This is a genomic window from Bacillus sp. FSL K6-1003, from assembly GCF_037964945.1.
GTDB lineage: Bacteria > Bacillota > Bacilli > Bacillales > Bacillaceae > Bacillus > Bacillus mojavensis.
On sequence record NZ_CP150176.1, the window covers coordinates 2,087,307 to 2,108,291 of the forward strand.

General features: G+C 42.2%; 19 protein-coding genes and 1 pseudogene. 4 read left to right on the forward strand and 16 right to left on the reverse strand.

The window, feature by feature from the left end:
* Positions 1–26: 26 nt before the first annotated feature.
* A complete protein-coding gene (locus NSU16_RS10385; protein ID WP_010334580.1) occupies positions 27–1,364 on the reverse strand; it encodes a sodium-dependent transporter in 1,338 nt (445 codons plus the stop codon).
* 297 nt (positions 1,365–1,661) lie between these two features.
* On the opposite strand from NSU16_RS10385, the gene NSU16_RS10390 reads away from it, so the two are divergent.
* Positions 1,662–2,570 carry a bile acid:sodium symporter family protein gene (locus tag NSU16_RS10390; protein WP_339192677.1) on the forward strand — a complete coding sequence of 303 codons (909 nt, stop codon included), beginning with the start codon at positions 1,662–1,664 and terminating at the stop codon, positions 2,568–2,570.
* 57 nt (positions 2,571–2,627) lie between these two features.
* On the opposite strand, the gene odhB is transcribed toward NSU16_RS10390, so the two are convergent.
* From odhB to cdaS, 8 genes are all read right to left on the reverse strand, one after another.
* Positions 2,628–3,884: a 2-oxoglutarate dehydrogenase complex dihydrolipoyllysine-residue succinyltransferase gene (gene odhB, locus NSU16_RS10395; protein WP_010334582.1), complete on the reverse strand. Its 1,257-nt coding sequence runs from the start codon at positions 3,882–3,884 to the stop codon at positions 2,628–2,630.
* 15 nt (positions 3,885–3,899) lie between these two features.
* Complete coding sequence (sucA, locus tag NSU16_RS10400) at positions 3,900–6,734, reverse strand: 2-oxoglutarate dehydrogenase E1 component (RefSeq protein ID WP_168748050.1); 2,835 nt, start codon at positions 6,732–6,734, stop codon at positions 3,900–3,902.
* 228 nt (positions 6,735–6,962) lie between these two features.
* Complete coding sequence (locus tag NSU16_RS10405) at positions 6,963–8,879, reverse strand: nitric oxide reductase activation protein NorD (RefSeq protein ID WP_326227172.1); 1,917 nt, start codon at positions 8,877–8,879, stop codon at positions 6,963–6,965.
* 10 nt (positions 8,880–8,889) lie between these two features.
* Positions 8,890–9,780, reverse strand: coding sequence for a MoxR family ATPase (locus NSU16_RS10410; protein ID WP_010334584.1), 891 nt, complete (start codon positions 9,778–9,780; stop codon positions 8,890–8,892).
* An 86-nt stretch (positions 9,781–9,866) separates the two neighbouring features.
* Positions 9,867–10,457 carry a superoxide dismutase family protein gene (locus tag NSU16_RS10415; protein WP_286058420.1) on the reverse strand — a complete coding sequence of 197 codons (591 nt, stop codon included), beginning with the start codon at positions 10,455–10,457 and terminating at the stop codon, positions 9,867–9,869.
* A 144-nt stretch (positions 10,458–10,601) separates the two neighbouring features.
* Positions 10,602–11,837 (reverse strand): LysM peptidoglycan-binding domain-containing protein, encoded by a 1,236-nt coding sequence (locus NSU16_RS10420; RefSeq protein ID WP_339190751.1) that lies wholly within the window; start codon positions 11,835–11,837, stop codon positions 10,602–10,604.
* A gap of 397 nt (positions 11,838–12,234) precedes the next feature.
* Complete coding sequence (locus tag NSU16_RS10425) at positions 12,235–13,452, reverse strand: macrolide family glycosyltransferase (RefSeq protein ID WP_339190754.1); 1,218 nt, start codon at positions 13,450–13,452, stop codon at positions 12,235–12,237.
* A gap of 244 nt (positions 13,453–13,696) precedes the next feature.
* The gene (gene cdaS / locus NSU16_RS10430; RefSeq protein ID WP_339190755.1) at positions 13,697–14,311 is read right to left on the reverse strand and encodes a sporulation-specific diadenylate cyclase CdaS; all 615 of its coding nucleotides are present in this window, start codon (positions 14,309–14,311) and stop codon (positions 13,697–13,699) included.
* A gap of 275 nt (positions 14,312–14,586) precedes the next feature.
* Between cdaS and NSU16_RS10435 the strand changes: the two genes are divergently transcribed.
* Together NSU16_RS10435 and NSU16_RS10440 are read left to right on the forward strand one after the other, a co-directional pair.
* Positions 14,587–15,945, forward strand: coding sequence for an MATE family efflux transporter (locus NSU16_RS10435; protein WP_168748056.1), 1,359 nt, complete (start codon positions 14,587–14,589; stop codon positions 15,943–15,945).
* A gap of 14 nt (positions 15,946–15,959) precedes the next feature.
* Entirely contained in the window at positions 15,960–16,808 is an 849-nt protein-coding gene (locus NSU16_RS10440) for an STAS domain-containing protein (RefSeq protein ID WP_268505082.1), read from the forward strand.
* 26 nt (positions 16,809–16,834) lie between these two features.
* Here the strand turns inward: NSU16_RS10440 and bshB2 are convergent, their stop codons facing one another.
* From bshB2 to rarD, 4 genes are all read right to left on the reverse strand, one after another.
* Entirely contained in the window at positions 16,835–17,500 is a 666-nt protein-coding gene (gene bshB2, locus NSU16_RS10445; protein ID WP_010334592.1) for a bacillithiol biosynthesis deacetylase BshB2, read from the reverse strand.
* A 19-nt stretch (positions 17,501–17,519) separates the two neighbouring features.
* The gene (locus NSU16_RS10450; protein WP_010334594.1) at positions 17,520–17,870 is read right to left on the reverse strand and encodes a YojF family protein; all 351 of its coding nucleotides are present in this window, start codon (positions 17,868–17,870) and stop codon (positions 17,520–17,522) included.
* Positions 17,867–18,145, reverse strand: a complete 279-nt coding sequence (locus NSU16_RS10455) for a hypothetical protein (protein ID WP_010334595.1) — start codon at positions 18,143–18,145, stop codon at positions 17,867–17,869. The genes NSU16_RS10450 and NSU16_RS10455 overlap by 4 nt, the downstream gene beginning before the upstream one ends.
* Positions 18,146–18,219: 74 nt before the next feature.
* The gene (gene rarD, locus NSU16_RS10460; RefSeq protein ID WP_339190757.1) at positions 18,220–19,116 is read right to left on the reverse strand and encodes an EamA family transporter RarD; all 897 of its coding nucleotides are present in this window, start codon (positions 19,114–19,116) and stop codon (positions 18,220–18,222) included.
* A 99-nt stretch (positions 19,117–19,215) separates the two neighbouring features.
* On the opposite strand from rarD, the gene NSU16_RS10465 reads away from it, so the two are divergent.
* Positions 19,216–19,671 carry a germination protein GerT gene (locus tag NSU16_RS10465; protein WP_010334596.1) on the forward strand — a complete coding sequence of 152 codons (456 nt, stop codon included), beginning with the start codon at positions 19,216–19,218 and terminating at the stop codon, positions 19,669–19,671.
* Positions 19,672–19,703: 32 nt separating this feature from the next.
* Here the strand turns inward: NSU16_RS10465 and NSU16_RS10470 are convergent, their stop codons facing one another.
* The 3 genes and pseudogenes from NSU16_RS10470 to NSU16_RS10480 form a co-directional block, all read right to left on the reverse strand.
* Positions 19,704–19,934 (reverse strand): hypothetical protein, encoded by a 231-nt coding sequence (locus NSU16_RS10470; protein WP_010334597.1) that lies wholly within the window; start codon positions 19,932–19,934, stop codon positions 19,704–19,706.
* Positions 19,935–20,023: 89 nt separating this feature from the next.
* Complete coding sequence (locus NSU16_RS10475; protein ID WP_339192678.1) at positions 20,024–20,269, reverse strand: hypothetical protein; 246 nt, start codon at positions 20,267–20,269, stop codon at positions 20,024–20,026.
* A pseudogene (locus NSU16_RS10480) lies at positions 20,264–20,695 on the reverse strand (SLC13 family permease); the annotation flags it as partial. The pseudogene NSU16_RS10480 and the gene NSU16_RS10475, both read right to left, overlap by 6 nt.
* Between the last annotated feature and the right edge of the window lie 290 nt (positions 20,696–20,985).

Here is a 20,985-nt window from a genome sequence, read left to right on the forward strand (position 1 = left end):
CCCCCTTTTCCAGGGGGCTTCATTTTTTAAAAAATACCTAATACATGTAAAAATACGATAATGATTGCAACGGGTGAAAGATAACGTATCAGCAGAAGCCAAACCGCAAACCACTTTCGCTTGAGATTTGAGCCGCTTTTCAGCTCGTTAAACAAGTCTTCTTTCGGTATTTTTAACGGTACAAAGATAGAAATCAATAACGCTCCTAACGGCATTAAAATATTGCTAACCAGAAAATCAGCTGCGTCAAAAATGGACATGTGAAAAATGGTGATATCACTTAAAATACCGTATGATAACGCAGACGGTACGCCGACCAGAAAGATAGCCATCCCGCCGATCCAGGCAAATCGTTTTCTTTTACTCACATCGCCTTTTGAAAGCACAGCGACCAAAATTTCAAGCATTGAAAAGGCGGATGTCAGTGCCGCAAATAAAAATAGAATTAAAAATGCTAATAAAAAGACAATTCCAAACGGCATTTGATTAAATACAGTCGGCAGCACATTAAATAACAGGACAGGTCCTTGATCCGGTTTGAGGCCGAATGAAAAAACAGCTGGAAAGATTGCGATTCCCGCCATAATGGCGACAAGAACATTCAAAACCGTAACAGATACAGCAGACTGCACCAGATTTTCTTGTTTTTCTAGATAGGCACTATACGTTACCATTACAGATACACCGACACTTAATAAGAAGAAGGACTGGCCCATCGCATATAATATTGTATTGGCGTCAATAGCGGAGATATCAGGTGTCAGGAAAAACGTAAGGCCTTCCATCGCTCCATGAAGAGTAACTGAACGCACCATTAAAATAATAAATAATATAAATAGCGCTGGCATTAAAATTTGGCTTGCTTTTTCAATTCCGCTGCTTACACCCTTTGCGACAACCAAAATAGTGACCAGCATAAACAGCAGCTGGCCTCCTACAGCCAAATATGGATTTGAAATGGTATTCGCAAACAGCGTATCAAACCCTGATGTATGCGATAAACCGCCGGTAAAGCCTTTAAAAATGTAATTTAAAATCCATCCGCCGACAACGCTGTAGAATGATAACAGAATAAAGCACGTCGCCATGCCTAAATAGCCTATCCAATGCCATTTAGACCCAGGAGCAAGAGATTTATAGGATTGGACGGCATCTTGCTGTGTTTTTCTGCCTATGATGAATTCACCGAGCAATAATGGCAGTCCGATTAATATTGTAAATAAAATGAAAATAAATAAAAACGCGCCTCCTCCGCTGGTACCTGCGACATATGGGAATTTCCATATCGCACCGAGACCGATAGCCGATCCAGCCGCTGCTAAAATAAAGCCCAGCTTCGAAGACCATTGATTAGCTTCCTTCACCCTATCACTCCTATTTTTCAAAACAGTTTAAAGGTTCATTGTAAGAATATCTACCTATATAGTCAAGAATATTTTGATTAGTTTACATAATATATTTATCATCTATCTACATAGATATATCAGAATACAGTCAATTTATTAATATTGAATTATTCAGAAAATTAATTATAATAGGAGAATATCGAAAAATCTGTAAGAATTTCTGCTGAAGTTCTTGATCAGTGTATGAGGAGTGTTTGTATGGAAAACATCAGAAAGATTAGTCAATTCGCGGGACAAACCTTCGGCATCTAGGTTATTGTTTTTGCCGTACTCGGATTTTCGTTCCCGTTATTATTTTCTTGGATCAGTTCTTATATTACGATTTTTCTCGGCATTATCATGTTTGGAATGGGGCTAACACTGCAAACCGATGATTTTAAAGAGCTGATCAGAAAACCTTTGTACGTCATTATCGGAGTGATTGCCCAATATACGATTATGCCGCTTGTTGCTTTCGGCTTAGCCTATGGCTTGCATCTCCCCTCGGAGATCGCGGTAGGCGTCATTCTTGTTGGCTGCTGTCCGGGTGGAACTGCCTCTAATGTCATGACATTTTTAGCAAAAGGCAACACGGCCCTGTCTGTTGCTGTCACTACAATTTCCACCTTGTTGGCACCTGTTTTGACGCCGGTATTGATTATGCTGTTTGCCAAGGAATGGCTGCCTGTCTCGCCTGGCTCATTATTTATTTCGATTTTGCAGGCTGTATTGTTTCCAATCATTGCAGGCCTAATCGTCAAAATGTTTTTCAAAAAACAGGTCGCAAAAGCCGTTCATGTCCTGCCGCTTGTTTCAGTCATCGGTATCGTTGCGATTGTATCAGCTGTTGTAAGCGGCAATCGGGAAAACCTGCTTCAATCAGGATGGCTTATTTTTTCAGTAGTTATCCTGCATAATGGCATTGGATATTTACTGGGGTTTCTTTGTGCAAAGCTGTTAAAAATGGATTATGCATCTCAAAAAGCGGTTGCAATTGAAGTCGGCATGCAAAACTCAGGGCTTGGCGCAGCACTTGCTACGGCACATTTTTCACCGCTATCCGCTGTTCCTAGCGCGATTTTCAGTGTTTGGCACAACCTTTCAGGCTCTCTGCTCGCTACATATTGGTCTAAAAAAGGTAAGAATCAAAAAGAAGATTCAAACAGCACAGAACTGACTCTTTAACATTCTATTCTATATAAAAAGGTACATCACGTTTAGCCGTGATGTACCTTTTTTGTTTTATCCCTCTAACAAAAGCTGTTCAGGATCTTCTAGTAAGTTCTTAATAGTGACAAGGAATCCAACTGCTTCTTTACCATCTACGATCCGGTGATCATAAGATAAAGCAATATACATCATCGGACGGTTTTCAAAACGTTCTTCATCAATTGCGACAGGGCGCAGCTGAATCTTATGCATACCCAGAATACCAACTTGAGGGCTGTTTAAAATCGGTGTCGACATGAGTGAACCGAAAGTCCCTCCGTTTGTAATTGTAAATGAGCCTCCTTGCAGCTCACCAAGGGTTAATTTATTGTTTCTCGCTTTTTTCGCAAGCTCGCCGATTTCTTTTTCAATGCCTGCAAATGTCAGACGGTCTGCATCCCTTACAACTGGAACGACAAGTCCTTCTTCAGCTGCAACAGCGATTCCGATATCATAGAATTTTTTAACAATCAGCTCATCGCCTTGAATTTCTGCATTCAAGAGCGGATATTTTTTCAATGCCGCTACAACAGCTTTAGTAAAGAAAGACATAAAGCCCAGCTTCACTTCATTTTGCTCAAAGAATTGGTCTTTGCGACGTTTTCTGAGATTCATAACAGCCGTCATGTCAACTTCATTAAATGTAGTCAGCATCGCAGATGTTTGCTGAACTTCGACTAGACGTTTAGCAATCGTCTGTCTGCGGCGTGACATTTTTTGCACTTCAACAGGTTTGTCAAAGCTTTGCTGTGTTTTTTGAGCCTGCGGCTGTTGTTTTTGCTGCTGAGGAGCTGGTTTCGCTGCTGGTTTTTCATACGCCTCAACATCCTGTTTTCGCACTCTTCCAAGCGGGTCGCCAGTTGGAACCTGAGACAGGTCAATCCCTTTCTCTCTCGCCAGCTTTCGGGCAGAAGGAGATGCAATTGTTCTTGATTTTGCTTCCGTTTGCGCTTCCTGGCTCACTTCTTGCGCCGCTGGTTCAGCTTGCTTTTCTTCTTTTTCACTTTCTTTGCTTTCAGCCTTCTCTGAAGGAGCAGGGGCAGAACTTTCACCCGCGCCTTCTGTAATGGTACCGATAATTTCTCCAACTTGGACGGTATCACCCGAATCTTTCAATACCTCTTGAAGAACACCCGATTCTTCTGCTGTCAATTCAACATTTACTTTATCCGTTTCAAGTTCAAGCAGATATTCACCCTGTTCTACATAATCACCGGGCTGCTTTAACCATTGGGCTATTGTTCCTTCTGAGATTGATTCTGCTAATTCAGGTACCTTAATTTCCGCCATTTTTTCATTTCCCCCTTAGTTTTTGCGAGTCAAGCTATCAGATACAATACGTTCCTGTTCTTTTTTATGAACTGTCGGATCTCCCTCTGCAGGACTGGATCGTCTTCTTCGTCCAATATATTGAACGCTTACTCCTTCTGGTGCAAGTTCTGTCAAATAAGGGCTGATATAGCTCCATGCCCCCATGTTCTGCGGCTCTTCCTGAACCCAAACGATTTCTTTAAGATTCGGAAGCTTTGCAAATAATTCTTTGACTCCTTTTGCAGGGAATGGATACAGCTGTTCAATTCTCGCAATGTGAAGCCACTCTTTCCCGTCTTCTAACTTGTTGAAATGATCGCTGATGTCTATAGATACTTTACCGCTGGATAATACGAGCCGCGTCACTTTTTCATATTCATGAGAAAGTCCTGACTGTTCGTAAACAGGCTGGAAGCGGCTTTCGCTGAGCTCCTGCACTTCAGAAACGGTATTCGGATTGCGCAGAAGGCTCTTCGGCGTCATGATAACAAGCGGACGAATTTCCTCACGCAGCAGCATTTTAGCCTGTCTTCTTAATATATGAAAATATTGAGCGGCGCTTGTCAGGTTGGCAACCGTCCAGTTGTTCTCAGCAGCTAGTTGCAGGAACCGCTCGATTCTACCGCTTGAATGCTCAGGGCCCTGTCCCTCGTAACCGTGCGGGAGCAGCATCACTAATCCGGATTTTTGGCCCCATTTTGCGCGTCCGGCAGAAATAAATTGGTCAAAGTACACTTGAGCAGCATTGGCGAAATCTCCATACTGCGCTTCCCACAGGACAAGTGTTTCCGGTGAATGCACGTTATACCCGTATTCAAAGCCGAGAACCGATCCTTCAGACAGCGGGCTGTTATGAACGGCAAATGATGTATCACAATCTGACAAATGGTGCAACGGCACAAATTCTTTGCCTGTCTCACTGTCGTGAAGTACAAGGTTTCTTTGGGCAAACGTTCCGCGCTCAGAATCCTGTCCTGTTAATCGAATCGGTGTTCCGTCTTTCAGAATGGAAGCAAACGCGAGAGATTCAGCCAATGACCATTCCACTTTTCTGTCATCATCAAACGCCTTGGCCCGTCTTTCTAAAATGCGTTTTAGCTTACCGAATACATTAAACGACTCCGGCCAATTGACCAATTCGCCATTCAGCTTGCGGAGCACATCAAAATCAATAGATGTGTCTACATCCGGAAAACCGTTTGAAACAGGTTCCGGAAGTTCTATTTCACAAGCGACAGGTTCCTTTTTAGCCGGCACTTTTTGATAAGCGTCTTCTATGCGTTTCGTTACCGACTTTTCAATGTTTTGAACAACTTCCTCGGTTAGCACCCCATCTTTAATGAGCTTTTCCGCGAAAATATGTTTGACAGTCGGATGCTTTCTTACAGCATCATACAGCATCGGCTGAGTAGTTGACGGCTCATCCATTTCGTTGTGTCCGTAACGTCTGTACCCGATTAAGTCAATCAGAAAGTCCTTGTTGAATGTTTTTCGGTATTCTACCGCAAACTTAACAGCTGAAAGACAGGCTTCAGGATCGTCCGCATTTACGTGAACAATCGGTATTTCATAGCCCTTCGCCAGGTCACTGGCATAGTTTGTTGATCTTGATTCAGCGCTTTCTGTTGTGAATCCGATCATGTTATTGGCGATAATATGAATCGCACCGCCTACTTGATACCCTTTTAAAGAGCTTAAATTCAATGTTTCAGCGACAATTCCTTCCCCAGGGAATGCAGCGTCTCCATGAATTAAAATCGCAAGTGATTTTGTTTCATCCTGAACCGGGTATCCGCTTTGTGTTCTTGTTTCCTGCGCCGCTCTTGTGCTGCCTTCAACGATCGGGTTGATAAATTCCAAGTGGCTCGGGTTATTCGCCAGCGTAATACGCGCCGACTTCGTTTCAGCGTCTTGAAGCTCGCGGTTCGCTCCCAAGTGATACTTGACATCCCCCGTCCATCCGTAGCTGATGCCGATTGATCCTTCAGACGGGACTAAATCTTTGTTCGGCGCGTGCTGGAACTCTGAGAATATGATTTCATACGGTTTGCCCAGCACATGTGCCAGCACATTCAGGCGGCCCCTGTGCGCCATACCGATGTTAACGCTCGTTGTACCTGATTTGACAGATTGTGCGATAATGTCATCAAGCACTGGAACAAGAGCGTCCAGACCCTCAATTGAAAAACGCTTCTGCCCGACGAAGGTCCGGTGTAAAAATTGCTCGAATCCCTCTACTTCCGTCAGTCTCTCCAGCACAGCTGACAGCTTTTCGGCTGAGTTCTTTTGGAACAATTCACCGGATTCAATCTTTTGAGTCAGCCACTCGCGCTCTTTAAAGTCGTGTACATGATCAAATTCAAATGAGATGGTTCTTTTATACGTATTTCGTAAATACTGAATGGCTTCTAAACCGTTCGTAATGTTTTTAGGAGCGTCTTTACAAATGACCGACGCAGGTATTTCTTTTATTTCCTCTTCTGTTAGCCCGTAATCGGATAGTGGAAAGAGCTCGCTCTTTTTCCCATCCTTTCTGAGCGGATTGACGGAAGCGTTCAAATGGCCATAGGTTCGTATATCTTCTGCAAGTCTGATTGCTGATGCGATCTTTTGTATCAGATCGGCTGTAACACGTCCCTTTTCTTTTGTTCCCGATGCCTCTTTTATATCGCTTGGAGGAGCTCCTAGTTCGTCGAACATGTCCTTCAGATCCGGATCAATGCTGTTCGGATCCTGGGTGTACTGATCGTAAAGCTCCAGCGCATAGCCGAGGTTCGGACCGTAAAAATCTTCCCAATTCATTCGTTGTTTCATATTATTTTGAAACATTTGAATATTACCCCCAACCTAGATAATCAAGTGATTCATTCACTATCTTAAAATAACTTTCGAACGCTGTGTCCAAAATTATGTAATAAAAACGCTTCCAACGATATTTTACCACTGTTTGCAATTTGATTCTACCTTGATTGTTCACAAAATAGTAAAAAACCTTTATAAAAAACAAAAAATTTAATCATTTACAAAAAGAAACGCCAAAAAGCATAGGATAAAGGGTTATCCTATGCTTTTATGGAGCAGTTTTTTAAGAAGCGGATACAGAACATCCGGAAGCTGATCGACATCCGGGACAAATATACTGAACTTCCCGTACATATCCTGTATCGTTTTCATTTGTGATTCTTCAATTTCTGAGTTGGAGAGAAAAACATTTATGACTTCTATTCCCCTTTTTCGAGCTTCTATAACCGCTTCACTTGTATCGACAATCCCATTTTGCTCATAACCAAATGCGGCCGGCTCTCCGTCAGAGAACACAATTAAGAATTTTTGCGCCTCGCTCCGCTGCAGCATTTTTTTCGTCATTTGCCTGATCGCATAGCCGTCACGGTTGTCTTCCTCAGGTTCAAGCTGCATAATCGCCGGTCCCGCTGCCTGTCTTAAGGACGACTGAAATGGAATTACCGTATTAAAATAGTTCGGCTGACTCGTTTCGGTCGCATCGTTTGTATCCTCCCAGAAACCGACAATTTGATGCGGAACTGCTACTGATTTCAAGGCTTCATGAAACAATACGATACCCCGCTTCGTTTCATCCATTTTGTCGAACATACTGGCTGAACAGTCGACCAGTAATGTAAAAACAGCGTCAATTTCTGAAGAAGGCTCTTGTTTTTTGTAAAAAAGACGCGGATTCCGCTCCGTAAAATAACGGAGAAGCTTGTTGTTCAGACGGCCCGCGTGGAGGTCAGTCCTTGGCAGCGTTTTTTTGTGTTCAAGCGTTTTTTGAATCATTTGTTTTAAACGCTTCTGATACGATTCGATCGATTTTGCCTGCTGTTTATAAGAAAGCTCTTCATCTTTTGTTGCAGGCTGCGGTTCTTTATAAATCGCAAACGCGAATTTATTTTCCTTTCCGTCGGCAAGACCCGCGCCGTTCGGCTGGTCTTTTTTGGACTCTAGCGCTTCCAGTTTGGAATAGTCTTCTCGTTTTGTCTGTCTGGCTGAACCTTGAACAGAGCCGAGAGCTTGGTCTCCATCGTCCCCTTCACGAGAAGCATCTTTTCCTAAATCGGATTTTGCGCCGTGTTCAATATCAAATTGAAGGAAGCTTTTAGACGGCGCTTCTGTTTCACGGTGCCAAGTCGGCATTTCTTCATCGTGAATATCTTCATCGCCGTCTGATTTTTTCGGAAGCGTTACGTCATCACTCAGCTTCGGCGCTTTTTTCTCTTCTTCAAATAACGGCTGCTCTGCGGCTTTAGCGTAATCTAACTCAGGCAAAAAGAAGTAGGTATTCAGCATGTCTTTATCAAGTACCTCTTCAAGTCCGTCCATGATGTCTTCGACAATTTTCAGAACGTGGCGTGTAGAGTCAGCTTCATACACACGCAAGAGCTGCTGTTCAATAAACGGTCGCATCAGATCAATATCATCACGCATAGACGGGATGGTTTCCAGAGGCGATTCCGCCGTCAGCTTGGTATACATGGCGCAAAAGAGTGCATCCGTAAAAATGCTTCGTTCTAAATTTAAAGTGAGCTGTGTGGAGAAATGTTTTCTGTACATGTCTTTTCGTTTTGCAAATACATGTTTTGTGCCGGGACGCTCGTGTTTGATACATTCTTCAATTCTGATGTCCTCAAGCAGCATAAACAGCTGTTTGGCAAAGCTTTTGAATGTAAGATGCCGATGGATATCATCCAAAAAGTTCGTAAACTCTTGCAGCGAGCTGTATTTTGTTCCGACCGATCGAAGGTAGACATCGCTTTTGAGACCTGCTTCCATATCTTCAGCTGCTCTGTCCTTCCAAAAGTGGCTCATGTAGATTTTTTTTTCAAATGGGTTGTAGTAGGACTGAACGCCATACTCCACTTCCACCGCCTCACTTTTGGTGAGCGTTTTGGCCAAATCGGTCAGCATCATAAATAAAAATGAGTCAATTGTGCTGTCATTAAATTTGATAAATTTCATCGCACATCCCTCATTCAAACAGAGTTTCTGCGATATTTCGGACCGCCGCCTTTTCACGGTCATCGTCAAGCTTTTCTACAATTCCCCGTTCGATGGCCCGTAGCGGCGGAATATAAGCGGCTAAATCACACGTATCAATTAAAGCTCTTATAGATGCCGCTTCTTCAGACACCTGCCCGTTATTGGCCTGAACGATCAGATCAGAAGACAGCGTGATAAACCGGTCAATCAATTTCTCATCATGAAGAGCAGACTGAGACATGAGTACTTGTTTCAGCAGCTCGCCTTTAATATATGGCACATCAATAATGACAAAACGGTTTTTAAGCGCTTCATTTAGCGGTACGGTTCCAACGTAGCCTTCATTGATAGCAGCAATGACTCCAAACCCTTCTTTTGCACGAACGACTTCTCCTGTAAACGGATTTGTCATCATTTTTCTATAGTCCAATACACCATTTAAGATGGGCAGGGTTTCCGGCTTTGCCATATTGATTTCGTCTATATAAAGAAAGTGGCCTTCATTCATGGCCGTTGTCACAGGCCCCGAGACAAACTCGATCGTTGCCTGGCCAGATTGATTTTCAATGGTTTTATAGCCAACCAGTGCTTCAGCATCCAAATCAACTGAGCAGTTGACACTGTGCATTGGTTTATGAAAATAACTGGACAATGTTTCCGCCAGCTTAGTTTTACCTGAGCCTGTAGGCCCTTTTAACAGGATATTTTTCCCCATCGCCAATGCGATAATGGCATCGAATAAAATGGCTTCATCCTCCGCCTCATAGCCTGATGTCCCGATAAGCGATTGAAATTCTGGAGAAATCGGCTGGCTTTTATATGATAAAAGCTTATTTTGTATATCTTCCGGCAATGTTAAGTGCTGCAATTGAGATGTCATAGACAGGTTTCCTTTCCTATTCGTATTCCATTAACGAGTATACTAAAAAAGCCCCTGTATGCTCAATACAAAGGGCTCCCGCTATATTACTGTTTCTCGTTATTGCCAGAAAGCGCTCCGCACACAATTCGCGCTCCTGAATTTCCGCTCGGATTCGTCAGATAGTCGTCAGCCTGTTCATGAATAACAAACGCGCTGCCATCCTGGTCGAGAATATTCAATTTGCTTCCTTTTTGTAAAGAGGTTTCAGGCGCATTCATAATAACATCTACTTTCCCGTCTGCGCCGACTTCAAGATTCGGAAGATCTCCGGCATGATGTCCCATCGGATTATTGAAGCCGTGTTCTTTGTTCAGCGGATTAAAGGGTCCGCCCGCAGATTCAAAATCCGGCCTGACACATGATCCTTTTTCATAAATATGAAAACCGAGTGAAGCTCCGGGTGTCAGGCTGTGTGCTGAGATGTGAAAATCGAGCCCTTCGTCTTCTGATTCTTTTATTTCAATAAACCCGACTTTTTTGCCTTCTCTATTGACCAGCTGGATCTGATGACTAAACGCTGACGTTTCTATCACCTTTTTATCCGGTACCCGCCGCGGATGGTCAGGCGGTGTTTCCTGACTGCATCCCGCAAGACCCAGTGCCGCCACCACGATAAGGAGCAAGAAACGATTCATGCTGTCTCCCCCTTGTTTTTTCTAACAGTGTGGTCAATCATATTCCGATATAAACTAAAAAAAAGCCTTTTAAAAGGCTTTTACATTAGGGCAGCAGGACGTCCTGCCCAAACGCCCCGTCTGTCTAATGTCCATGCTCAAAGTTTAAAAATAGCTTCGTGCTCCCAAGTAGCGCTGTTTCCAATACGAATTGCTGAGATTGGAAATGCCCACACCGTCGGAGCTTGCATGAATAAAATTGCCGCCGCCCAAGTAAATCCCCATGTGAGACGGCCCGGATTTATACGTAGTAAAGAAAACAAAGTCACCGACTGACGGCTGGCTGACTTTTTGCATCACATTCCAGTACCCTGCCGTGCTCAGCCTTGAAATAGATGATACTTTATTAATGAGGTAATAAATATAGCCGCTGCAATCGAAACCGGAAGGCGTATTTCCTCCCCAGCGATACGGAACACCGACATATTTTTTTGCCTCCGTTATCATTCTGTCAATCTTTGTTCCTATTTGAACGTTTGATCCTGATTTGTCTTTCGGGATATTCTTATTGGAATTATTTGATTTAGTCGTTCCTGAAATTGTGAGAATCTGTCCGATTCGCAGAACATCGCTAGACAAATTGTTTCTATCACGAATACTTTGCACAGTGACGCCCAGCTGATTCGCAATCTTCCATAACGAATCACCTGATTTCACTTTGTATGTAGTTGTTTTTGAAGAATTTGAGTTTGACGGCTTTTTTGAACCGCTGCTACCGCTATTGGATGAGCTGCCTTTTTTTATTTTTAATACTTGCTTAGGATAAAGTGTATCTGATGTTAAGCCATTTAAGGTTTTCAATTCGGCAACCGTCATATTTAAACTGTTTGCGATTTTCCACAGAGAATCACCAAGCTTTACAGTATATGTACTTTTTGATGGACCTGTAGAATTTGAACCGTTGCTTTTTTTCGGTCCATTCGAACCGTTTGAACTGCTTGTCCCTTTAATTCTCAGTTTTTGGCCGGGACGAATCAAATCACTGTTCAGGCTGTTTAAGCTTTTAAGCTCTGAAACACTCATTTTATGATTTTTGGCAATCATCCATAAAGAATCACCATATGCCACGGTGTATGTTGACGTTTTGTTTGAGTTTGATGAGGATGTTTTGCTTTTTTTGCTGCTTTCTGGAACTTTAAGACTTTGTCCGACATAAAGCATTGACGATTTCAATTTGTTTTCGGATTTCAATGCAGAAATACTCGTATGATACTGGCGCGAAAGTTTCCAAAGAGAGTCACCGCTTTTCACCTTTATCGTTTTTGCATCCGCGGGTGCTGCTGCCATCGATGACCCAACAACTGCGGAAACAGCCAAACTGGCTACGATCTTCTTTTTCATTCATGCAACCTCCTAAACTTTTTATGACACAAACAGAAAGAATTAGTATTCCGTTTCCAAAAATGGCACACATACGTTATATCGTCACTTTTTTAGCGTTATAAACAAATTTTTATAGATTCGGCAGCAAATGTAGCTTCGTTCGACCTTAAACCTCTAGATAAGCACCTAATATTTTACATAATTTGGATAGGTTTATCGAAAGTCTAAGGAACTATTTAAGCGGGGGTAAAATGATTGGTTTATGTTGATGAAAGAAGCAGATTTTCCTCCTTTTCTGTCTGTTTTTCTTTCAATTCTCTACCAAAGTGTCAAATCCCTTCTTCTGATTGCAACACTGCCCAGCTTTTCTAAACAGTTAAAAGCCTGTCCATTTCAAATGAACAGGCTGAATCCATTATGCATTAGCTGATTGAGTATTGTGTTTAACATATTCAAGAATGCTGACGGCAGCTTTTTCAGCACCGCCTGCCGCTTTCAGTGACTGGCCAATTGCTTTTGCTTTCTTGGCATAGATAGGATTGCTGATCACTTCTTGAATGGTTTCTTTCAGAAGGCTTTCAGACAACTGTTCTTTTTTCAGCACTTTCCCAGCACCTACTTGCTCCACCTGTTTTCCGACAGCGAATTGATCGGCTCCCATCGGAATGACAATGAGCGGTGTTTCAAAATACAAGCCTTCGCTTGTGCTGTTCATTCCGCCGTGGGTGACAAACAAACTGGCTCTTTTCAGGATTTCAAGCTGAGGCACATACGGGCGCACAATAAAATTCTGCGGAATATCGTTTAACTCACTTTGTTTAACATGCTTCCCAATGGACAGCACAACTTTTCCGTCAAAGTCTTTGCATACCTCAAGACATTGATTGAAAAACTCTTTTTGATTATTAAAAATAGTTCCCATAGAAATAAACAGCACGTTTTCATTGTTCATTTGATCGAATGGAAAGTCATTGCTTTTGGCTCTTTTTGCAATTGAAGGACCAACAAAAACATAGTTTTCTCCGAATTGCTCTGCCATTGGCTGAAATTCTCTTGACGTAAAGACGATCGTCAAATCTCCATCGGACGAAAAAACGTCAAACGGCTTGGTAATTTCCGCTTGAAACTCGGAATTTAAGGTTTCTGCGAGCTGCTGATAGGATTCGTAATAAGGTGAGTCTTCCAATGGTCTGCTATTGAATGTATCCATCATTTCCTTTAAAAAATCCTCATTCATCGCAAAAGTCGTACATAATGAAAATCTCGGCAGCTTCAGCAGATTGGCAATGATTTTACCGGCCAAGAAATGGTGATCATATATGACATAATCATATGATTCGTTTTTGACTTCTTTATAAATATGGGTGGCGATGTCCTTACACGCTTTTAAAAAGGCACATATCATTTCGGCAAAATCTCTTTCCTCATTACCAGTTGCGTTTTTTCCGAAATAATCTTCTCTAAAATCGTTATATTCACGAAATTCAATATCAAGCGCGGTGATTTTTTCTTCGTATTCCTTTACTGCATAGTAAGTAATGTTTTCTCCTCTTGATTTCAGTTCCTTCATTACACCGATAGACGGATTAATATGGCCCTCTCCCGGAAAACCGACCATTAATACATTAGCCATGCGGCCACGCCCTTTCATTAAAATTTATGTAATATTTTATACAGTACTATAAATACAAAATTAGGTAAAGTATTTAACTTAATTAATATTAATCTTATATAACTTTTATACCAGGTTATATTTCCCGACTTTCTATTTTCAAGGAAAAAAGCATTCAGTATGGCATGAATGCTTTTGAAAAAGGGTTCTATTTCAGTCTTTTTGTCTCATGAGACAAAAGCAGTTCGGGTCCTTTTGTTTATTTTTATGTTCTCGGTGAGATGAGCGGGTATAACACACCATCCTTCGCAAACGACATCTTGCCTGTTTCCTCAGAAACAACCAGTACAAGCGCATCTGTATATCCAGACATCCCCAAAGCTGCACGGTGTCTGGTTCCCAGATGAGTATCCACTGCTTGGGTCGTCAGCGGGAGAACGTTTCCTGCTGAGACGAGTGTATTTTCCCTCACTAATAAAGCGCCGTCATGAAGAGGATTTCCCGGAAAAAAGATGCTTTCAATTAATGAAGCACTGATTTCTGCATGAAGCGATGTTCCTTTTTGAATAAACTTGTCAACCGAGTCTGTCCTTTCAATGACAATTAACGCGCCATGCTTATTTTCCGATAAATTTTTAATCGCCTTGGCCAGTTCCACAAATGAAGGTGTAAATTGTTCAATGTATGATTGCAAATAAAAGGATGAGGCGATGCCATGCATATTCTGAAAAATACGTCCCAAATCATCCAATTCACAAAGGAGGCATTGATCTTTTTCATGAAGCGTTTTCAAAATAAGAGAAGCATCCCCTAATATCTGTTCTAAATGCGATTGTATCTTTGCCGTGAATACACTTTCTGTCATCTGTTCGTAATGCATGGGCCTTCATCTCCTTTTCATATTTTCAACTTTGCACGCATGCTTATCTTATTGATGCACATTCTATTGGTAAAGGAGGTATGTAAAGAATGGAAATGGAAAGAATCATTCAGTATATCTGCACCTTTTTAGGCGTTATTTCGCTTTCTTTTATTTATGCCCAAATGTTTAGAAAAACGAAACCGACAAAAAAAGAATAGGCCAGGCGTTCATTGCTTTTTATACATAAAATGTTATAATTTCTCTCGTTATGATAAAGAAACGGGGATCAATGTATGAAAGAAACAAAAAACGCCGGACAAAAAGTAAAACAGCTTTTGCACATTTTAATTCCGATTTTAATCACTCAGGCGGGCCTTTCTCTCATAACCTTTTTAGATACGGTGATGTCAGGGAAAGTCAGCGCCGCCGATTTAGCCGGTGTGGCCATTGGATCAAGTCTTTGGACGCCTGTCTATACTGGACTGGCGGGGATATTAATGGCAGTCACCCCAATCGTCGCGCAGCTATTAGGCGCTGAGAATACCAAACAAATACCCTTTACTGTCTTACAGGCAGTATATGTGGCCGCGCTTCTAAGCATCGCCGTTTTAGCGGCTGGATATGGAATAGTTGATCCTGTTCTATCCCGATTGAACCTTGAGGCTCACGTACATGACATTGCGAAGCACTTTTTAGGTTTTTTATCTTTGGGGATTTTTCCTTTATTTGTTTACACCGTTTTGAGATCGTTCATTGATTCATTAGGAAAAACACGAGTCACCATGATGATTACACTATGTTCACTGCCGATAAATTTTGTGTTAAACTACGTATTTATTTTCGGGAAATTCGGTATGCCTGCCCTTGGCGGAGTCGGCGCCGGGCTTGCATCGGCGCTTACGTATTGGTGCATCTGTATCATCAGTTTTATCATCATTCGTAAAGCAGCGCCGTTTTCTGGATATGGCATTTTCCTTACCATGTATAAGTTCTCTTGGGAAGCGTGCAAAAATATGCTGAAAATCGGATTGCCTATCGGGTTTGCCGTGTTTTTTGAAACGAGCATCTTCGCGGCTGTCACTTTGCTGATGAGCCATTTTAATACAGTGACCATCGCGTCCCATCAGGCCGCCATGAACTTTGCGTCACTTTTATATATGCTGCCGCTCAGCGTGTCCATGGCTTTAACGATAGTTGTCGGGTTTGAGGCCGGAGCAGCTCGTTTTAAAGACGCTCGCTCTTACAGCTTTATCGGGATCATGATGGCGGTAGGCTTTTCTTTGTTAACAGCTGCCTGTATCCTTTTATTCAGAGAGCAAATCGCAGGCATGTACACTTCTGATCCGGATGTCCTCCGGCTCACGCAGCACTTTTTAATTTACGCGCTGTTTTTTCAGCTTTCCGACGCAGTGGCAGCACCTATTCAGGGCGCCCTCAGAGGATATAAAGATGTCAATTATACACTTGCAGCGGCTTTTATTTCTTATTGGGTTATCGGTCTTCCTGTCGGATATGCCGTCGGCACGTTTACAGGACTTGGCGCGTACGGTTATTGGATCGGGTTAATTGCAGGGCTAGCGGCAGGAGCAGTCGGTCTGTTTTTCAGGCTGGTTAAACTGCAAAAACGTTATTTATTGAAACAGGAATTTTAAAAGAGGTGATATGCATGGCACAAAATCAGAAATTATATGAGTATCTGTCTCAGCATGCGGAAGAAATAAGTTCAGCATGGTATGAAACAATCGAGGAAACTGACCCAAATTCAATCTATGCATCAACAGACCCGGCCGTCATTAAAAATTTAAAGAGCCAGAACCTTGCTTTCAATTATAAGATCAGCCGTATCTTTATAGATGAAGAAGAGGTATACTTACCCATTCTAAAAGCCTGGGCTTTTGAAGTCACTCAGGATCAAGAGCATTTAAAAACGCCTATCCACTATATTATTCGTGAGTTTGTCAGAGTAAGAGACTTGTTTGTTTCCTATGTGAAGGAATTTGTTCATATCAATCAGGATACCGTGAAAAGCGAAGAAGCCGAGGATTTATATCACACTCTTATTAAGGCGTTTGATCTTGTAATTCATATTTTTATAGAAGAAATGTACAAAAACACAAGCCTTCAGCTTCAGGCCCAAAAAGATATGATCACCGAATTGAGCGCACCGGTGATCGTGCTGTTCCACAGTGTGGGACTGCTTCCGTTAATCGGAGATATTGATACCGTCCGTGCTAAATTGATCATGGAAAATACCTTGAATCAATGTGCGAAAAAAAAGGTGACGCAGCTTTACATTGACTTGTCCGGGGTAGCGGTCATTGATACCATGGTTGCCCACCAGCTTTTCAGTCTGATTGAGGCGTTGCGTTTGATTGGCGTTTCTTCCACATTGTCGGGGATCCGACCGGAAATTGCGCAAACAGCGGTTCAGCTCGGTTTGTCTTTTGAGGACATCTCACTGAGATCTACCCTTGCGTCAGCGATTGCATCCGACTTGAAATTAAAAAAGGTATAAGGTCCCTATAGACCTTATACCTTTTTTTAATCATTCCATTGATATGTCCAATACACTTCTTCTTCAAACCACGTTGCCATAACAGGTTCATTGTTTTTCAGTTTTTCCTCAAGCTCTCGGAGCATACCTTCCGTCTGGGTGCGATGAGCTCTTAACGCGTTCATTTTAATATCTGCTACTTCTTTGATATCAAGTACGACGTCTGCTTCACCAAGCACCTCTTCTCTATTGCGTGTAATAGCCATGCATAGTGTACGCGGACGGTCTTCTTTCTTTTTGCGGTACAATGCCCGGATGACCGCTTCCCCGCATGCATCATGATCTGGATGCACGCCATGTCCCGGATAAAATGTGACAATTAAGCTTGGTTTCACATCATCTATGATTTCTTCCATGATATCAGCTAAATATTCATCGTCTTCAAACTCAAGCGTTTTGTCTCGAAGCCCGAGCATCCGCAGGTCATTGATATCCATTGCTTTGCAGGCATTGATAAGCTCTTGTTTTCTTAATAATGGCAAGGTTTCCCGGTTAGCAAAAAATGGATCTCCCATATTTCTGCCCATTTCGCCTAACGTAGCGCAAGCATATGTAACGGGCACCTCTTTTTTTCTGTTTAAAGCTATCAGACCCGCCACACCGTATGATTCGTCATCAGGGTGAGGCAGGATTACAAGCACGTGTTCTTTCATCATTTTTTCACCCTTTTCTTTAAACTGTGAACGGTTTTTCACTGATTTGAAGTGAAATAGCCAGTTTCCCGCCCGGCAAGTGTCCTGCCATTAATAAGCGGTTTTCTTCATCAACTGTATACTCAGTCAGGCCTTCAGCATAAATCCAGCCTTCTTCTGTTTTTAAGCCGACCCGGTAAGGCCCGCTCCCTTTGATTTTAGCTTGATGATAGGTTACCTTCGCATTGCGTATATAAGCAACAACCGTCATGTTTTTTTCATTTAAATGTGCCGAGTAAGAACCGGTTGTGGTTTCTAAATGGATATATACAGGGCGGTCCGCATATCGTTCTAAAGATGCTTGCACATCTTCTTTTATGATTGCTTTCATAATTGCTCCCCTCTTTCTTCTTTTAAATACTGTACGCGTTCTGTATGTAATTTGACCAGTTGATATTTGACAGCCGGTTCCAGCTGTGAATTCACAATGCGCTGTATAGCGGCATAATATTTTTCCAGCATAGATTTACGGAGTCTGGGATGTGTTCTCTTATCCAAAAGCTCAAGATCAATTGCCTCTGTAATCGCTTCTTCATCTTCATTTGAGAAAGAGCGGCTGTTCCATAGCGAGGCGTATGCTTTTCCTATTTCTATATCATTGTCCATCGTCCTGCTCCTTTATGTCTTACATACATGAAATGATTATACATAATATATAGTCAAACTGAAAAGCCAAAGGCTCAATGGCTTTTTGATGCCCGTTTCCATTTTACTTGTGAAAACGTAAACAAGACTAATGCAGCCCATATACAGGCAAAGGTAAATGCCTTTGAGCTTGAAAATGGCTCATGGTAAATGAACAGCCCGATCAGCAAGGTGATGGTCGGTGCAATATATTGTAATATACCGACTTGATACAGCGGCAGCCGCTTCGCCCCTTCAGCAAACAATAAGAGCGGCAGCGCGGTAAACACACCGGCAAAAAAGAGAAGCACCCATGCCCCGCCGCTTTCTGCACCCGCAGGCTGAATATGGCCGCTAAGCAGCAAATACCCCAATGCAATCGGCATAATCATGAATGTCTCCAGCGTTAAACCGATAGCGCTTGAAAGGCTTGTTCTTTTTTTGGTAAACCCGTATAAGCCGAAGCTGAATGCAAGCAGCAGCGCGATATACGGAATGGATCCGTATTGAAACGCAGAAATAATTACACCGGCTGCCGCAATCGAAACAGCAACCAATTGAAGGCGATTCAGCTTTTCCTTTAAAAACAAAATGCCTAGAAGAACTGACACAAGCGGATTTATGTAGTAGCCAAGGCTTGCTTCAAGCAGAAATCCATGATTGACAGCCCATATGTATACAAACCAGTTAATCGAAATGAGGATTGAAGCGAGAAATAAGGATAGTATGCCTCCGTTCTTTTTTAAAGACCGCAGCTCATGCCATCCCATTTTCCATTGACGAAAGAAAAATAGCACGATACACATAAAAACAAAAGACCAAATGATACGGTGAGCTAAAATATCAAGTGCAGGCAGCTGTTCAAGAAGCTTCCAATAGAGCGGAAACAGCCCCCACATGGTAAAGGAAACGGCTGTGTAAAGAACGCCTTTTTTTGTTTCTGAATGATGCATATTTTGTCCCTGCCTTTCTTTAGAGCATCTTATATTATATCACGTGAAAGATCGAGCAGACATATACTATTTTGTCCGTGAAGAAAGGGTGTGACGAAGATGTTTGAGTGGAACAAATACTTTCCTTTCCACAATCAATTTTCCAAGGAAGCATTAAAAAAGGCTGATCCAAAAGAGGTTGAGCATTATGTAAACAGTGTAATGGAAAGTGTGTTCGGAAGTGATTCCGCGGCTCAATTTCCATTTCGCGATCCCCTCCCGACTAAAGAAAAAACACAGCGCACCGAACCTGATATAGATATATTCGAAACAGCAGACCATGTGTTTGTAAAGGTTGCAGTAACCGAAAGCCAGCTGGAACAGCTTAAAATTAAACATACATCTCACAGATTACTGATTGAACATTTCCCAGGTTCGACCCATCCTAAAAAAGTAAATCTTCCGTGTCTTGTCAAGCGGAAAGGGACGAAAGCCGTTTATAAAGACGGCCAGTTGGAAGTCATGTTTTATAAACAGCAGGACTACAATATGTCCGAGGTAGAAATAATGCGATAAAAAACGGCCTGCTTCTGCGCAGGCCGTTTTTCCTAATAGAAACCGGGATAACCTCCGCCATACGGCACTGGACCGTACGGTGCACCTCCGTAACCGTAGGGAACAGGCGGATACGCATAGGGACGCGGATAATTAAAAAGAGCACTCCCAAGAAAACCGCCTAATAAACCGCCGACTAAAGGAGCGCCAAACAAAAAAGGGTTTCGTTCCGGGTATCCGGCCGGACCTGGGTTCCCGCGAAGATACGAGTGTTGAGGGTACATGACTTTTTCCTCCTTTATGTCTGCCTATATGTAAGGTATTCATCCAGGAAGAAAAACGATTGGGCTAGAGGCTATTGTTACATTAATTTTTATTGATAAAGCATTGTTACAAAAATAATCCAGCCAATAAAACACAGCCCAGCCCTGTTACCGAGAGGACCGTTGAAAGCAGTGTCCATGTTTGACACGTTTCCTTCGTGCTCAAGCCGAAAAAAATCCTTTATCTTCCAAAACCCTGCGTCATTTACGTGACATGCGATCACGCTTCCCGCACCGGTCGCAAGCACCATCAATCCCGGATTTACACTGCTGTCCGCCATAAGCGGAGCAGCCATCGGGATTCCCAAATAGAGAAAAGGCACCTTTAATTCTTTCGCTATGGCATAAACAATAGGAATCAATAGAATAAGGCCGACTTCAAAAAACAGAGCAATGCCAATAATAAATGAGGCAATAACCACAGCTGTCTGTATTCTTTTCCTTCCGAATTTGTCAATCAGCGTAATGGCTATCCGATAACCGCCTCCCCCGTCTGAGACAAGTCTCCCAAGCATTGCACCAAACCCAAATACTAAAGCTAAATGTCCCAACTGACCGCCGATTCCCGCTTTTAAAGAAGGTACTATTTTGCTTAGATCCATTCCCAGGCCGATCACCACTACAAATGAAACGACAATAAGAGGTACAAACGTATGTAATTTCATTTTAATGATCAGAAATAACAAAATAAGAACCCCGGTTGCAACGATAAAAATCGGCATTACTAACCTCCATTGCATTTTTGTTTTCTGATATAGCACAGGATCCTTATCAGAGAGCGTTTTCATTTTTTGCCGAAATAAAATCCTTGGCGATATGATTGTCATCTTTTGATCAACTAGTATTTTCACACGGATCTTCTAATCAACTATTGTCAATAATATTTATGATTTTATAGGCTGCCAGATAATATTATGATTATATATTGATCAATTATTGGTTATATGTTATGTTTTTTATCAAACCAGCAAATTTTTAGCTATCAATTGGCTCCGATAACAAAACAATGTGT